The organism is Enterococcus sp. AMC1251, assembly GCF_058216535.1.
This window is the reverse complement of record NZ_CM177098.1, coordinates 1,341,315-1,358,168: the sequence shown is the minus strand read 5'-3', so window position 1 is coordinate 1,358,168 and position 16,854 is coordinate 1,341,315. Positions and strand designations below refer to the sequence as shown.

General features: G+C 35.5%; 15 protein-coding genes. 2 read left to right on the top strand and 13 right to left on the bottom strand.

The annotated features are described in order from the left end of the window. Nucleotides 1-10 precede the first annotated feature (10 nt). From AC4BBR_RS06285 to yycF, 4 genes are read right to left on the bottom strand one after another with little or no spacing between them, the layout of a single operon-like run. Nucleotides 11-892, bottom strand: coding sequence for a two-component system regulatory protein YycI (locus AC4BBR_RS06285; protein ID WP_490461692.1), 882 nt, complete (start codon nt 890-892; stop codon nt 11-13). Beyond that, entirely contained in the window at nt 892-2,199 is a 1,308-nt protein-coding gene (locus AC4BBR_RS06280) for a YycH family regulatory protein (protein ID WP_490461691.1), read from the bottom strand. Before AC4BBR_RS06280 ends, AC4BBR_RS06285 begins: the two co-directional genes overlap by 1 nt. Beyond that, nucleotides 2,196-4,025 carry a cell wall metabolism sensor histidine kinase WalK gene (gene walK / locus AC4BBR_RS06275; RefSeq protein ID WP_490461690.1) on the bottom strand — a complete coding sequence of 610 codons (1,830 nt, stop codon included), beginning with the start codon at nt 4,023-4,025 and terminating at the stop codon, nt 2,196-2,198. The genes AC4BBR_RS06280 and walK overlap by 4 nt, the downstream gene beginning before the upstream one ends. A gap of 6 nt (nt 4,026-4,031) precedes the next feature. Then, entirely contained in the window at nt 4,032-4,736 is a 705-nt protein-coding gene (gene yycF / locus AC4BBR_RS06270) for a response regulator YycF (RefSeq protein ID WP_490461689.1), read from the bottom strand. A gap of 183 nt (nt 4,737-4,919) precedes the next feature. On the opposite strand from yycF, the gene AC4BBR_RS06265 reads away from it, so the two are divergent. After that, nucleotides 4,920-5,879, top strand: a complete 960-nt coding sequence (locus tag AC4BBR_RS06265) for a S66 family peptidase (protein WP_490461688.1) — start codon at nt 4,920-4,922, stop codon at nt 5,877-5,879. Nucleotides 5,880-5,932: 53 nt separating this feature from the next. On the opposite strand, the gene AC4BBR_RS06260 is transcribed toward AC4BBR_RS06265, so the two are convergent. Continuing rightward, entirely contained in the window at nt 5,933-6,298 is a 366-nt protein-coding gene (locus tag AC4BBR_RS06260) for a MerR family transcriptional regulator (protein ID WP_490461687.1), read from the bottom strand. Between the two features lie 267 nt (nt 6,299-6,565). On the opposite strand from AC4BBR_RS06260, the gene AC4BBR_RS06255 reads away from it, so the two are divergent. Then, nucleotides 6,566-7,333, top strand: a complete 768-nt coding sequence (locus AC4BBR_RS06255; RefSeq protein ID WP_490461686.1) for an SDR family NAD(P)-dependent oxidoreductase — start codon at nt 6,566-6,568, stop codon at nt 7,331-7,333. Nucleotides 7,334-7,391: 58 nt separating this feature from the next. Here AC4BBR_RS06255 and AC4BBR_RS06250 read toward each other — a convergent pair whose 3' ends face one another. From AC4BBR_RS06250 to AC4BBR_RS06215, 8 genes are all read right to left on the bottom strand, one after another. Beyond that, nucleotides 7,392-8,057, bottom strand: a complete 666-nt coding sequence (locus tag AC4BBR_RS06250) for an MIP/aquaporin family protein (RefSeq protein WP_490461685.1) — start codon at nt 8,055-8,057, stop codon at nt 7,392-7,394. Between the two features lie 189 nt (nt 8,058-8,246). After that, nucleotides 8,247-9,104 carry a DegV family protein gene (locus AC4BBR_RS06245; RefSeq protein WP_490461684.1) on the bottom strand — a complete coding sequence of 286 codons (858 nt, stop codon included), beginning with the start codon at nt 9,102-9,104 and terminating at the stop codon, nt 8,247-8,249. Further along, nucleotides 9,097-9,666 carry a DUF1836 domain-containing protein gene (locus AC4BBR_RS06240; protein WP_490461683.1) on the bottom strand — a complete coding sequence of 190 codons (570 nt, stop codon included), beginning with the start codon at nt 9,664-9,666 and terminating at the stop codon, nt 9,097-9,099. The genes AC4BBR_RS06245 and AC4BBR_RS06240 overlap by 8 nt, the downstream gene beginning before the upstream one ends. Before the next feature lie 431 nt (nt 9,667-10,097). Further along, nucleotides 10,098-10,502, bottom strand: coding sequence for an organic hydroperoxide resistance protein (locus AC4BBR_RS06235; protein ID WP_490461682.1), 405 nt, complete (start codon nt 10,500-10,502; stop codon nt 10,098-10,100). A 152-nt stretch (nt 10,503-10,654) separates the two neighbouring features. After that, the gene (locus AC4BBR_RS06230; RefSeq protein ID WP_490461681.1) at nt 10,655-11,095 is read right to left on the bottom strand and encodes a MarR family winged helix-turn-helix transcriptional regulator; all 441 of its coding nucleotides are present in this window, start codon (nt 11,093-11,095) and stop codon (nt 10,655-10,657) included. A gap of 469 nt (nt 11,096-11,564) precedes the next feature. After that, a complete protein-coding gene (locus AC4BBR_RS06225) occupies nt 11,565-12,779 on the bottom strand; it encodes an IS110 family RNA-guided transposase (RefSeq protein WP_490461680.1) in 1,215 nt (404 codons plus the stop codon). 262 nt (nt 12,780-13,041) lie between these two features. Further along, nucleotides 13,042-15,645: an ATP-dependent chaperone ClpB gene (gene clpB, locus AC4BBR_RS06220; protein WP_490461679.1), complete on the bottom strand. Its 2,604-nt coding sequence runs from the start codon at nt 15,643-15,645 to the stop codon at nt 13,042-13,044. Between the two features lie 601 nt (nt 15,646-16,246). Further along, nucleotides 16,247-16,720 carry a hypothetical protein gene (locus AC4BBR_RS06215; protein WP_490461678.1) on the bottom strand — a complete coding sequence of 158 codons (474 nt, stop codon included), beginning with the start codon at nt 16,718-16,720 and terminating at the stop codon, nt 16,247-16,249. Between the last annotated feature and the right edge of the window lie 134 nt (nt 16,721-16,854).

Genomic DNA, 16,854 nt, shown 5'->3' with positions numbered 1-16,854 from the left:
ACATCCATCACTACTGATTTTCCACCTTTGGTACAGTATTATTTGTAATAATCGTATTACTCATGGCATTCACCTGTTCAATCTGTATATTACTACCGTTAGATTTGATGCCGACAAACCATACAGGAACATATACATTTTTCTCACGAATTTTATAAATTCTCGTGTATGCTAGCTTCCTAAATGAAATTTTAGCATTACTTGGAATTTTATTATTAATATATAAGGTCTCAATTGCATCACGCTCAGAAGATAAATCCATCTTATCACGTAGTTCTTCGATCCCTTGAATATGCGTTTGCGTATACTTGTAGATTTTATGCAGCCCATCGGACTCATCAGATTTTTCTATTTTTAATGAGATTTGAGCCGTATCATCTTTAAAAGGAATACTCTTGTAATTTTGAGAAACGATAATTTCTGGAAATTCTCCATCCAAATTGGAAAAATCAGATAAGTAATGGTATTGACTACCAAACAAAACACTATCTCTATCATTTAAAAAAGATTCTAACGATTTTTCAATATTTTTTTCATCGATAAAGTAACTAGTTTGAGTATAATTCATTTGAGGATAAACGGTTAGTGAGTTATCGATTAATTCGATCCCATTTCTAAAAAAATTGCGGTCTCTAGTTTCCTGTTCCGTTTGAATTGCCTCATAAAAATTCGTCTGCTCACCACTTAAATAATATCCTTCATTTTTTTCACTTGAAAGAGTTCCCTTATACGAAATTCCGTCTTTACCTAATCGTTTTTCAATACTGTCTGTTTGATCAGAAAAAGAAACATTGCTTTCTTCTTTTAAACCTTCTTGATGAATACCAAAAAGAAACATATTCAAGCCCAAAAAAGCTAGGAAAAAAATCCACTCAATTCGTTTGAAGTCCATTATTCTACCTCCAAATTGGTCAATTTTTCTAGTAAATCGCGTTCTGGATACCATTTGTTATCATAGCGAATGTACCATTCTGGAGTGAGGTCGACAACTTGTGTGATTTCCTCGATTTTATGCCAAGTATAACCAATCATTACTGAATTGATTTTTTCTGAATCAGCACCATTAGCGATCAACTCATCAAATAAATTTCCAGTGCTTTTCAAGATAACTTCTTCCTCTGAAGGAATCGGTACTTGAATCGTATCTACACTAGTTTCGATTAAAACACTTGATTTCTCTGCCTTATCATTACCGATCGTAATTCGAACTTGTCCTTTATCATTCTCACTAAAAACTGGAAATCCTTCTACAAATGTACGATAATTAATCTCAGTATCCGTCCGATCAAAATAGCGAATATTCCCCATATTTGTTCCTAATTTTTTTATATAGTTAAAACTGTCCGAATAAATATTATCATCAGCTGTTCTCGACTCCAAATCACCGTTAAAGTGGATTGTTCCAAGCGTTTCATCAGCAGTTAATCGTTCACTCCCACTTGTATAAGATAAATCCTTGCTATCTTCATTCGTTTGAATATCTTCAGCGTTAGAGAAAAACGCATTGCGAAACTTCGTTACAGGCTGAGATGCTAAAATATAACTATATTTTTTCATTTTTTGATCCTCAGACAAATAATAATGTTTTCCCAAAACGGCTTGCTGTTCAGATATTTGGTTATATTGCACACCAACTTTATTCATTAAATTTAGCACTTTTTCATTGTCCATAGTCATCGATGCTTCATAAATATCTTTGCGATTAAAATCCAAGAAACGAATCTTATTTTGAGCCAAATCAACCTGAATACACGTAAATAAAATTTGATCTGCCTTGACATCAGTTAACTTAAGATCTAAATCGTAAACAGAAACATATTCACTTAATAAAAAAGGGCCTTCGTAAAGCAATTCAAACCCTTGACTCATTGTTAAGTACTTTTCAAATTGCTCTAAATCACTAACAACAGTTTGAGTCAATTTTCCAAATGTACTATGTTTGATTTCGTTTTGAATATTCGTAATCAGATTCTCGCTTGTATTCATTTCTGCTTTTCCATCTTGCATCCGAATCAAATGTAAGGGTAAAAAGACATCCGTATCTATTCTTTCATTCACAACAGTTGTTGCAAGTTGAGGATCATTTTTGATTGGTTGTTCTTTTTTTGAAGAACTAATCCAGATACTAAATGAAAAATACAAACTAAGTAATACTAAAAAAAACAACCCGATCCGCACGATTCTTTCAGTTGTTTTCATTCCCACCAATCCTCCTCATAAGGTTCATAAGGCAAGGATATATAAAAGGTAGAACCTTGACCTTCTTGACTCTCCACCCAAATTGCCCCATTATGGGCTTTCACTACTTCTCTTGAAATAGCTAGACCAAGACCTGTACCGCCTTGTTCTCTCGCACGTGCTTTATCTACCCGATAAAAACGTTCGAAAACCTTGTTAATATCTTTTTTAGGAATACCTAATCCTTGATCAGTTACACTAAAAACAACGTTATTGTGCGTTTCGAGTAAGCGACATGTGATTTCTCCGCCATTTGGAGAGTATTTGATTGCATTATTTAAAATATTATCTAAAACTTGAATCACTTTATCTGTATCCAATTCTACCCATAAATCACGTTTAGTGAATTCACGTTGAATCGTGTAATTTTTATCATTTGCTTCAACCATCATATCAAAGCGATCTAAAACAAAATTGATTAATTCATTGAAATTGACATACTCCATTTGTAATTCGCCATTGCCAGAATCCATTCTTGAAAGATTTAATAGATCATTGATCATGCGAATCATCCGATCGGTTTCTTCTAACGTAACTTTTAAGAAATTAGGAGCGATCTCAGGATTTTCCCAAGCCCCTTCACTCAACGCTTCAATATAACTCCGCATACTTGTTAAAGGTGTCCGCAACTCATGAGAAACATTAGAAACAAATTCTCGACGTTCACGCTCATTTTTCTCTTGTTCTGTTACATCATGGAGCACACAAACAAGACCTGTAATAAATCCAGATTCTCGACGAATCATTGCAAAATCAACGCGAATAATCATTTGATCTTCCTCCATTGAAGACAAGGAACGATCGATCAAAATTTCCTCCGGCTCTTCCAACAATTTTCGCAATGTGTAATCTGTTTCTATATCTAATAGCTCGAGCAAAGAAGAACCGATCACAGCTTCGTCTTTCACATTCAGTAAAGAGAGAGCCATCTCATTGATTGTGATGACTTTGCCTCGTCTATCCGTCGCAATAACACCATCTGTCATATGAGCTAAGACACTATCTAAGCGATTACGTTCAGCTTCCATGGTTTCTTGTGCTTCTTCGATTCGTTCAGAAAGTTGATTGAACGTCTCAGCCAACTGCCCTAATTCATCTTTCCCATAGACTTTGACTTTTCCAGTATAATCTCCTTTAGCAATTCGCAAGGCTTGTTCCCGCATTTCTCCGATCGGCTGAGTAATTGATCTTGCAATTAAAATAGTAACAATAATCGAAATCGCACCAGCTATAAGAGACGCTGTAAAGAAGATCCGAGCCGTATCAGTAATCTCTTGATACTTTCCTTCCGTATTACTTTTAACATAAAGAACCCCGATGACTGTGTCGCCAGTCGGGGATTGGATAGGCTGAACATTGATATATACACGTTTGTCATTATCCATCGCTGGATACTTTTTTGCACTAAAGTCATTCAGGTCACGATAATCATTTTTTTTACCGACGATTCCTTGTCGATTTAAATCACTTGTTGCTCTAACGATTCCTTTATCATCAACCACACGAGCTTCGATGGTTTCAGCACCAGAAAAATCACTCAATGTCTTTTTCAAATTGGCATCGATCTCAGTACGCTCACGATCTTTTTCACCTAATTTTTGACTTAGCGTGCTAGCTAATTGAGTTACTTGTCGATCAACATTTTGTTTATAATCATTGATTGTTGTCGATTCTAGTTCACGGATAAAATATCCGCCGATAATTTGAATCGCAATCAATAGTAACAAAATAAATGATAAAGCGATCTTAAAATTTACCGATTGAAAAAAGTGAACTTTTTTCTTCATAAATCACTACTCCTGTTCAGGATTTCGAAGGTAATAACCAACACCACGACGAGTGACTAGATATGTCGGGTGACTCGGACTGTCTTCGATCTTCTCTCTTAAGCGACGCACAGTCACATCAACTGTACGAACATCTCCAAAATAATCATATCCCCAAACCGTTTGCAATAAATGTTCACGAGTCATTACTTGGCCGATATGTTTTGCTAAATAATACAACAGCTCAAACTCACGATGAGTCAGTTCAATTTTGCCACCTCGTTTTGAAACCATATAAGCATCTGGGTGAATCGTTAAATCCCCAATAGTTAATTCTGACTGCGTAGTTGATTCTGCTTCTTTGGCATTTGTTGCACCACGACGCAAATTGGCTTTGACACGCGCTACAAGTTCTCGATTAGAGAATGGTTTTGTTACATAATCATCCGCACCTAATTCTAACCCTAAAACTTTATCGATTTCAGAATCCTTAGCTGTCACCATGATGATCGGCATGTCATACGTTTTACGTACTTCTCTGGCCACTTCCAATCCGTCCATTTTCGGTAACATCAGATCAAGGATAATTAAATCCGGTTCAACTTCTTTTACTTTTTCAACAGCTTCTTCACCATCATAAGCCGTAAAAACTTCATATCCTTCTTTGGTAAGATTATATTTCACAATTTCCGAAATCGGCTTTTCATCATCTACAACTAATATTTTCTTCATAATAAGAGGCACCTCTTTTTCTTTTGTATTTTCATACTTTAACCATATTCTCCCTTATTATACCTTATTTTGTCCACTGTTTCATCTTTGAAAAAAATCCTTACCCTTTCTTATCTATATCTTGCAAAAGCAAAGGCTTTCTGATTATAATTAGAGATAAGTCTTTTTAAAGGATGCGATAAAATGAAAGCACCACGATTAAAAACAGGTGATGAAATTCGAATCATTGCGCCATCTAGTAGCTTTTCGCGGTTGACAGAATTAGGTATTGAATCCGCTGAGAAAAGATTGACTAATTTAGGGTTCAACATCACGTTTGCTGAACATATAGATGAATGCGATGTTCTTGGTTCTTCTTCAATCTTGAGCCGGGTCAAAGATTTGCACGCTGCTTTTTCAGATGAGAATGTTAAAGGTATTTTAACAGCGATCGGCGGTTTCAATAGTAATGAGTTACTGCCTTATCTTGATTTCGAACTGATTAAACGTCATCCAAAAGTTTTGTGCGGCTATAGTGACATCACCGCTTTGAGTAATGCGATTACAGCTAAGACAAAGCTACTGACATATGTCGGCCCACATTTTTCTAGTTTTCAGATGGATGAACTGCAAGAGTATCAAACAGAAAACTTTTTACATGCAACAACTGATGAAAATGCTTTTGATGTGACTGCTTCTGAATCATGGAGCCAAGATGAATGGTATTTATCTGATCCAAAACGAACATTATTCGCCAATAATTGGAAAGTCTATAGCCACTCAAAACCTGTGACTGGAACTTGTTACGGCGGTAATTTAGGTACATTTCAATTGCTTTTTGGTACTCGTTTTTTGCCAGATCTTGAACAAGCTATCTTATTTGTCGAAAATGCTGAAGAAGATGACTACCATGATTTCGCTCGAGGATTAGCCGCCTTACTCCAAGTTGTGAAGCATCCTCAAGCCTTATTGATTGGACGGTTCCCTAAAGAATCGGAGATGACAGAGCAACGGCTTTTAACGATTCTTTCAAAGTATCCTTTATTACGAGAAATTCCTGTGATTTATGATATGAACTTTGGTCACACGCAACCAATATTTACAATCCCGATTGGAGACCAGGCGACGGTTGATACAACGCAAGTGAAAATCACTTTTTTCTAAATAACCCCCTCTACTGTTTGCTTTATTCAGGAATAAAGCAAACAGTAGAAGGGTCATTTTTTATATTCTTTTTCCATCTGTTCATATAATGTAATTTTATTATCCAATAAATCAAGATGGTTTTTGGCTCTTTCGTATTCAGTTAGGATTTTTATTCGATGACTTAATAATAAATTTTTGCGTTCAGTGATTGTTGAATCACCGATATTTCTTAGCTGCGTGTATTTTTTGATATCCTTTAGCGAAATGCCTGTGTTTTTTAGCTTAATCACAAAACTCGCCCACTCCACCTCATCTTCACCAAAAACACGATAATTGTGTTCATCTCTAGCAGGTTCAATCAGCCCTTCTTTCTCATAATAGCGCAACGTATATTCACTGATGCCAATTTTTTTTGCAAATTCACTAATTGTATACATTGTTTCTCCTTTTTTTATTTTCTTCTTGCTTTAGAGTTGTCTCTAACCCTTATACTTCGATTGTACCACTCAGTTTACATTTTAGCATTATCTATTTTTATGCCTAAATAAGCTTGTTGTACGTTATACTATCTTGCATTATGGGCTAGTCTTCCGAAAAAAGAAATAATCTATTTGTGATCAATAAAGCATAAATAGATTCTCCTATTTTCAGTTAGTACTAAACGAAGCTCATTTTGCTTTTAAATGATACGAGGAGGAAATACTATGAAGTACACGGTTATTACAGGTGCCAGTTCAGGAATTGGTTTAGAAACAGCGAAAGCATTTAGCAAAATGGAGAAAAATCTAATTTTAATCGCGCGAAGAAAGGAAAGACTCGATCAGCTAAAAAAGGAAATTTTAGCTGAACACCCTATGCTTAAGATTATTATCAAAATAACCGATTTATCTCAACATGATGATGTTTTAAATTTGTACAATGATTTAAAAATTTATGATATCGAAACATGGATCAACAATGCTGGTTTTGGATACTATCATTCAGTGGCTAATCAAGATTTAGAAAAAGTTAGTCAAATGTTACGTTTAAATATCGAAGCACTAACTTTACTATCCTCGCTTTATGTCACTGATTATGAAAACAAAGAGAATACACAGTTAATCAATGTTTCTTCTGCTGGTGGATACAAAAATGTTCCGAACGCAGCTACGTATTGTGCAACCAAATTTTATGTGAGTGCATTTACAGAAGCGATAGCTTTGGAACTACAAGCCAAAGGTGGTCTCCTTAAAGCAAAAGTGTTAGCCCCTGCTGCTACAGAAACAGAATTTGCTCAAGTTGCTAATGGCTCAAAATCTTACGATTATAGTAAAGGCTTTACAACGTTTCACACAGCAAAGAAAATGGCTCAATTTCTCATAGAACTTTATCAAAGTCAAGATGTCGTCGGTCTTGTTGATCGCAATACATTTAAGTTCAATCTGACTGGTCCAATTTTTGATCATTATCAAGCTGGCATTAAAAATATGTAATAGTCTTATAGAAAAAAAGGTGTTTGATAAAATAAATTTATCAAACACCTTGTCCATTTTAGTCTTCAGTATCAAGTAAGTATTTGCTAACTAAAGCCGCAAGTACACCACCGATAAGTGGCGCTACGATAAATACCCACGCTTGAGATAATGCTTCTCCTCCTGCAAAGATTGCTGGACCTAAGCTTCTAGCTGGATTGACAGATGTACCCGTTAGTGGAATTCCCACTAAATGAATCATTGTTAATGTCAAACCAATCACGATTCCTGCAAGTTTCGCATTGCCTTTTTTAGCACTTGTAACAGTCATGATAACCAAAACAAAAATAAATGTTAAAATAATTTCTACAGTTAAAGCTCCAAATGCATTGAAGTCACCAAAACCATTTTGACCTAAGTTTGTTGTTTCTCTTCCTGATGCATTTAAAATTGATAGCAAAGCTAAAGAAGCAATCAAACCACCAATAACTTGACCCACGATATAATAAATCAAATCCATTGTTGAAATTCGTTTATTGACCCACATTCCCAATGAAACAGCTGGATTTAAATGAGCGCCAGAGATCGTACCAATGCTATATGCTGCAGCAATAATCGTCAAACCAAAAGCCAAAGCGATACCAGTTGTCCCAATTCCTTCCATCCCGCCACCTAAAACAGCGGTCGCTGTACCAAAGAAAACTAAGATAAATGTTCCAAGACATTCTGCAATTGCTTTTTTCATAATTTCCCCTCCCTCCACTTCATTCTTAAAAGATTAACACAATCATGATTTCAGATAGTTTCAACTAAAATTGAGAGAAAAGTCAAAGAGTAATATCTCAATATGATTGATAAATATAATCATAAGAGGAAAATAAAAAAAATACCAACAAAAAGCACCTAATAAATGCTCCTTTATTGGTATTTCAAATTAATCTAAAAGTTGGATTCCAATCCCTAAAAGCCCTGGTCCTGTATGAACAACTAATGCTGGACTGATTGTCCCAAAATAAATTTTTTCTGCTTGAGGAAACTGCTCCTTCAGCTTTTCATAAAAACTTTCTGCTTCTTCTATCGCTTGTCCTTGTGCAACCGCTAAAACAAATTTCTTATGCTCACCGACAAACGCTTTTACCAATTCAAAGGTTTTATCTAAACTTTTCTTTCTACCACGAGCTTTTGCTACAGTGTGATAGACGCCTTGACTGTTACAAGAAATGATTGGATTAAGTTTTAAAGCATTTCCTAAAATTGAAGCAACCAAGCCAATCCGTCCACCCTTTTGTAAATATTCTAGCGTCGCAACGTTGAAAAAAACTTTGGCTTTTGCCACATTCTTAGTTAATGTTGTTTTGATTTCATCCCATGAAAGGTTTGCTTCAATCAATTTCGCTGCTTCAATCGCTTGAAGACCACTGCCGATTCCAATGTTTTTTGTGTCTAAAACATATGTTTCCAGCCCTTCAAACTCTTCTGCAATCAAACGAACGACATTAAACGTTCCACTCAATCCGCTGGAAATTGTAACAGCGAGTACTTTTTCAAAGCCATCCGTTTTAATTTTCTCAAAAATTTTTGTGATTGTTTCACCATCTGGCAGTGATGTACTTGGAATTTCTACAGTCAAACGCTCATAAACTTCTTCTGGCGTGATATCTACTTTATCAGTATAAATACGATCTTTATAAATAATTTGTAATGGAATCATATACATCCCATACTGTTCAACTAATTCCTGCGGCACATCTGTCCCTGAATCTACTAACAGAGCAATTTTTTCTTTATTCATTCGCTTGTTCTCCATCTTCTTCTAAGTTTTTTTGTGCTAACTCAATAACCTTTTCAGTAAATAATTTGGTTGCAAATGATAGTGTCGCACCTTTTACTATTAAAAATTCTACTGGTATGGGGTGATCAAAGGCAGCAATGGGTTCATTTCCTAATGCTTGAGCAACAACTACTGCTATAGCAACTTCTTGCTCGTCACAAAATAGATTATACGCCTCACGAATACCAACAGTCGCACCTTGATAAAGAATGCCTTGTTTGATCTCCGGTATAGTCAGGACTTGTTTTAACAGCGTAATTGCAATCAAAAAAGCCAAATGTTTTTGATTGTACCGTTTTTTATTAGGTGCTGGAATTAATCCTAATTTCACATAATTATTGACCATTGATGAAGTCAGTAGTGTGTGCTTTTCTTTTATAATAACAGGTGATAAGTATCGTTCAACAAGTGTAATTACTTGATCCATATATAACTCTAATTCAGGCAATTCATGCCATCGAGGCAAGTGGACATCTACTAGTTCTTTTCCCCAAACTTCTAAAGAGGATTTTATTTCATTCACAGAACCCCTCCTTCTATTTACTGTAATAGTTTAACATTATTTCCAAAAACATTCAATCTAGTTTTGGAAACTAGAAAAGAAAATAGAAACAATAATGAGAACGTGAGACTATTAAGTATCAACTCTGTCTTTCTCTCTATACTGAATTACATCAACGTATAAGGGTTGAATTTTTTGGGAAATAAATGATTATAGCATACAATGAATATAATAAACTGATATTACGCAATGTCTACCTACTGATTGGTACATGTCATTTCGTTTGATTCTCCAAGTGGGTTTATAGAAGAACTAAATAAGCGATCGACCTACAAGCCTCTTCTGTCATCTTTGCCGTGACAGAAAATCGCTTGTAGATCAACCACTTTTGCTTGATGGGAGCTATTGCTCTCAAATTATTTATGCCTTACCTTTTCAATCTTAATATATTTTTACTCCACTTCTAATTCAACTGAAATATTTCCTTTTGTTGCTTTTGAATATGGACACACTTCATGGGCAGCTTTAACCAGTTCTTCTGCTGTTTCACGATCAACATCATCGATTTTAACAGATAAAACAACCCCTACTTGGAAACCAGATTGTTCATCGCTAAATAATGATACCGTTGCTTTTACAGTGCTCTTTGATGTGATTTTTTGTTTCGCCATCACAAGTTCTAACGCACTGTTGAAGCAAGAGCTGTAAGCTGCCGCAAAGAGTTGCTCAGGATTGGTTTTATTTTCTTGATGAGGACCAGGAGAGGTAACTTGATAACTAAATGATTTATCTGGTGAAAAAACTTCTCCTTCTCTTCCACCTGTATTAATGATTGTTGTTGAATAGATTTTTTTCATGATTCATTCCTCCGCTTCTTCGTATTATAGCTATATCGTACAATTAAATTGTACACAACATTTATTCGGATGTACAATACTATGCTTCATAAATTTTATAAAAAAGAGACTTCAAAAATTGGCATTTTTTTCAAAGTCTAGTTGCTATATATTTAATTGGCGATTCTACTAATTTGTTTGCTTAAAGAATTGATTTGTTCCATCAATGAAACGTACTCTTGTTCATTAAACTCCAGTTGTGCCAAACAACCTTCTACTTGATCATAAATTTCAGTTTCCAGCTGAATTGCTTTTTCTGAAAGTGAAATAATCACGATTCGTTCATCTTCTGGTAATCTATTTCGATTAACATAGCCATTTTTTTCCATCCTCTTTAACATAGGTGTTAATGTTCCAGTATCCAGCGCAAGTTTTTCTCCAATGTCTGAGATCCGCTGATCTGAATACTCCCATAAAACAAGTAATACTAAATATTGAGAATAGGTTAAATGAAATGGTTTTAGTGCCTTCGCATACATTCTATTAAATTGCTTTGAAGCTGTTTGTAATGAAAAACACAATTGTTCTTCTAATCGTCTGTTTTTTTTATCCACTGGATCCCTCTTTTATATTGTTACTATAATAGTTAAATTCTACACAATATCATTTTTAAAATCAATTTTTTTTGCTTATAAAAGAGGCCGAGACAAAAGCGTTTAGCTCCGAGAAATAAGAGGGCATTCACGAAAATTGCTTTTCAAATTTTTGTGACCAAGTAGGTACTATTCTACATCAGCTCGTACCTCGCTGTGTTTCACAGCAATTTTAGCTTATTTCCGAAGCGTAGTCGCTGCTTTTTTCTCGCCGTTTATTCGGATTTAGAGCGTGGGACAAAACTAAAGATCAGTTTTGTCCCACGCTCATTTCTACGATTAGTCAAGTAGAAAGTAAAGAAAGAATGAAAGGTCTTTTAATCGTTTGTAAACAAAGAGAGTATTTTAGAATAAAGTCCACAATAAATACCCCTGATGATTATGTCTTTTTTTCAATCAGGGTGTTATAATCAACTCATAAGGCATTGCCTTATTGGCCCTTAGAGGCCGTGTACGCATAGTCGTACTTTGTCTCGTTCTCAACCATAGAATAGAGGCACTTTAGTAGTTTGTTCATACAAGCTACGGTCGCAACCTTATCCTTCTTGGGTAGAGGTTGCGTTTTTAATTTGTAATAGTAATCGACAATATGATTTGAAGCGGCAGCTTGTTGGCGAATCATATTTTTCACGGTGAAATAAAGGATTTTCCGAGCTTTGGGGTTTCCACGTTTATTGATATGGTCTTGGGCAAGGTATTTCCCTGATTGATACCTACGGGTATCAATTCCCACAAAAGCATTCACTTTCTTATGATTTTCAAATCGGCGAATATCTCCAATTTCACCAATGAGTAAAGCGGCAGACACTTCCCCAATGCCTGGAACACTTTGGTAAAGATCAAACTCCGATAATGGTTTGGTTTGTTCAATAAGCTGCTTAGACAAGGTTTCCTTTGTTTGAATAAGCTCTTTTAACTGGCGGGCATAATCCTGAACCTTCTGTACCTGAATGCTCGTTTTTGTGGTCGTTGGACAGGAATCAGAAGCCAATAAAAGGAGCTGTTGGGCTTTTTCTAACGCTTTTTTATCAGAGAGTCGTTTGTCTGCGCTTTTTTTTAAGATATTTATCATCTGTGTTTGACTCAATCCAGCTAAGCATTCTGGATGAGGAAACAGTTCAATAAGGTTTAGCGATAGTTTTGATAAGCGGCTCGAAAAAAGGCTTTCTAGTTCTGGAAAACTAAGCTGAAGAGCCGTGTGTAAGTACATTCTTAGTCGCTTGATTTCGGCTTCTACCTCTTGATAAAAACGAGCTAAATCATGGGCTTCTTCATAAATAACTGGTTGGTGTTGTTTGATCTTCCGTTCATATTGAACGTGAGTTTGTGCCAGACGATGAGCGTCTTGCTTATCTGTTTTAAGAACACGCAACCCACTATCAAGCTGTTTTTTTGCTTCTAAGGGATTCAATAGACAATAGGGTAAATGATTGTTTTGGCAAAAAGTTTCAATTACTCTTGAGTAAACGCCTGTGGATTCAAAGACGATACTGGGTGTTTCGGGTAACTGTTGGATTTCTTGAAGCAAGTAGTCAAAACCAGATCTGGTATGAGCAATCTCTCCCTCGTATAGGCAAAGCTCATCCTCATAGAGCACTTTATAACTTTTCCCCATAGAAACATCCAATGCAAGTACATAAGCCATATTTTCATCTTCTTTCTTTTTTTGAAAGGTTCTTCACTGTTTCATTTCGTTCCTAATTTCCTTTACACGAGCTCGAAGCCCCAACATACTTAAACCAGATTTTAAAATGACAGTGAAGGAGACCGTTTTTTTGTAGGGACTCGAAGTCCATGAGCGTGTGGTCGATCTTCCTTTCACCCCTTACTATAACCCTAAAAATAGGAAAATAGAGGGTAAACTTATCCGTCGATGAGCTTACTCTCTAATCTTAGTATGTTTTAAACTATTCTTCTATCGGCTCATTTTCAAAAACCAGCTGTTCATTTAATAAACTGATGGTTACTTTTGTTTTAGGCAATACGCGTCCTGAAACAATTTCTTTTGCTAATGGTGTTTCAACTTCTTTTGTAATAAATCGTTTCAATGGTCGTGCACCATAAGCAGGATCATAACCACTTTCTGCAATCCACGTTTTCGCTTCATCAGAAATCACCAATTCAATTGCTTGATGTTCTAAGCGTTTCGCTAATTGAGCTGTCATTTTTCCAATGATGCCTTTTACGTTATCCAAGCTTAGCGGAGTGAATAAAATCGTATCATCAATTCTATTTAAGAATTCTGGTTTGAAATTGCCTCGTAATATCGTCATCACTTGTTCTTCTACTGCTTCAGGAATCGTGCCTTCTGGCGTTACCCCTTCAAGCAATAGTTGAGAACCGATATTACTTGTCATGATCAACACAGTATTTTTGAAATCAACAACTCGTCCTTTAGAATCTGTTAAACGACCATCGTCTAATACTTGGAGCAAAATGTTGAATACGTCTGGATGTGCTTTTTCAATTTCATCTAATAAAACGATCGTATATGGATTACGGCGGACAGCTTCTGTTAATTGACCGCCTTCTTCATAACCAATATAGCCTGGAGGTGCTCCAACTAGACGAGATACACTATGTTTTTCCATATACTCACTCATATCGATCCGCACCATGTGATCTTCTGAATCAAATAGGTCTTCTGCTAATGCTTTAGCGAGTTCTGTCTTACCAACACCCGTTGGACCTAAGAATAAGAACGACCCTAATGGACGGTTTGGATCTTGCAAACCAGCACGTGAACGAATCACTGCATCACTTACAGCATCTACAGCTTCATCTTGACCAATCACACGTTTGTGAAGGGTTTCGTTTAATTTCATTAGTTTTTCTCGTTCGCCTTCAACTAATTTGGTTACTGGAATCCCTGTTAAGCGTCCGACAACTTGCGCAATTTCGTTTTCTGTTACAGCTTCTTGGACCATGCGTAGATTATCTTTAGCATTTTTAGCTTCAAGTTGTTTTAATTCTTCTTCTAATTGCGGAATCGTCCCATGGCGTAGAATGGCTGCTCTTTCTAAATCATAATTATTTTCAGCGTCTTCTAGTTCATGTTTCGCCTTATCGATTTCTCCACGTTTATTGCTGACCGCATTGACTTCTTCTTTTTCTGTTTCCCATTGCATCTTCATTGCATTGGCTTCTTCACGAAGATCTGCCAATTCTTCTTGTAATGAGTTTAAACGTTTTTTGCTGGCATCATCGGATTCTTTTTTTAATGCTGCTTCTTCGATCTCTAATTGCATCAAACGGCGTGTTACTTGATCAAGTTCTGTCGGCATTGAATTCATTTCAACACGAATCGTTGCGCTCGCTTCATCGACTAAATCGATGGCTTTATCTGGTAAGAAACGATCTGTGATGTATCGATCAGATAAAGTTGCTGCAGCGACTAATGCGTTATCATGGATATTAACACTATGATGAATTTCAAACCGTTCTTTTAATCCACGTAAAATACTAATCGTATCTTCTACAGTTGGTTCTTTCACTAAAACTTTTTGGAAACGACGTTCTAAAGCCTTGTCTTTTTCCATATATTGGCGGTATTCATCTAGTGTTGTTGCACCAATCAAGTGTAGTTCTCCACGCGCTAACATTGGTTTTAACAAGTTTCCAGCATCCATGCTGCCTTCTGTTTTGCCAGCCCCAACGATATTGTGAATTTCATCGATGAATAAAATGATACGGCCTTCGCTTTTCTTCACTTCTTTTAAAACAGCTTTTAGACGTTCTTCAAATTCACCACGGAATTTAGCTCCTGCAATCAATGCCCCCATATCTAATGAAAAGATTGTTTTATCTTTTAAGTTTTCAGGTACATCTTTACGAACGATTCGTTGGGCTAATCCCTCGACGATTGCTGTTTTACCGACACCTGGTTCACCAATCAAAACGGGATTATTTTTTGTTTTTCGAGAAAGAATCCGAATCACATCACGGATCTCTTCATCACGACCGATAATAGGATCTTGGTTGCCACTTTTCACTTGTTGTACTAAATCTACCCCATATTTTTCTAATGCTTTGTATTGTTCTTCTTGATTTTGAGAAGTCACACGATCTCCCCCTCTCATATCTTCGATATTTTTACGTAGTTCTTTTTCTGTGATTCCTTGACTTGTTAAGTATTTTGTTAAACGATAATTTTTTAATTTCATCAATGCTAAAATCACAATTTCAGTTGCTAGAAATTCATCTTGAAATGCTTCTCTAAGTTTGTCTGCTTCACCTAATAAGTTAAACAGATTTTGGCTCATACTTTGACCATATTGAATATTGCTACCTTGAATACTTGGATATTCGTCGATTGCTTTATCGATTTCTCGTTCAAAAGCTTCTATATCAACCCCAGCGTCTGTATAAAAATTACGCCCAAAATGATTCGGCTGCAAAAAAATCTTCCATAGGTGTGCAATATCAATTTCTTGATGATGACGAGTCACTGCTACCTGTTGCGCCTCTGCAATTGCCTCTTGTAATGTCGTTGTCATTTTTTCGATATTCATAGAATTACCTCCTAAATTTAAAAGCTGAGCTAACCCGCGTAGCTAGATAATGTTAAAGTGTAACGAGCCTGTTCGGCCTTGACAGAAAAATGGGGAAAATCGACTGTGACTTTTTTGATCACATTCCATTTTCATCTTTTTTCCATAATATAGCTCATAATCTCAACTATATAAATAGTATCGTTAATTTATCAAAAAGACATTAGGTCTTTTGTACTATTTTTTTAAAGGTCTAAGGTCTAATTATTCTTGAGCTTATAAAGTAATTATACTCAATTGGTCAGTAAAGGTCAAACGAAAACTATGATTATTTAACTATTTTTTTCACCTATTTTTATGATAAATCAATGGACAATTTCTATTCTACCTGTTTAGAATCTCTCGATGTTTTGGACACGTGCCTGTTTTTGTATAGGAGCCTTACCTAACAAATCTATTTAGTTATCTTACAGGTGAAACTATATTATCATCGTAAACCAGCTGTCAATCTATTTTATTCATTTTTTAATGAAAAATAGCATTTAATTTATAAAAATAAAATAACCAACGTTACAAAATTCGTGACTACTCACTTTGCGACATTGATTATTTTGTTATTTATTTATTTATTTTTTTCAACAATAACGACTGAATTCCCAGCGACTTGAGGTGGAATTGACATCGTCATTGCAGGTACCCCAGCTATCGTAAATTGAATATTATCGCCGGCTTTCAAATCACTTTCAGTGATTCCATCAGCTAATTGTTCCTTTGATACATTCAAAATAACACCATCATTTTTCATCATGTTAATTATTTTTTCTGGATCTTCAACTGCTTCGACATCTTTCAAAACTAATCGAATCGATTGATCCACCGTATCATTTTTCTCGGCATCTTCAACTAAAACTGCCGTAAATATCGATTGAGATTCTTCTTTATTTTTAGTATTCGTCGTTTCATCGGTAGTTTGATCCTTTTGGTTACTCACTGATGTTTCTTCACTTTTTTCTGACGAATTTTTTTTATTTTGCGAGCATGCTCCTAAAGAAACCAATGCGAACATTGTTAAGACTACTATTGTAATTTTTTTCACGATAAGACCTCCAATATTGATACCTCATTATAAGCTATAGAATCTATCGTCGTCCATTATCACCATTAAATATTAACAAAAATAAAGAAAATGAAAAAAACTAAAGATTCGTTTTATTTCAATTTCTAAATCTA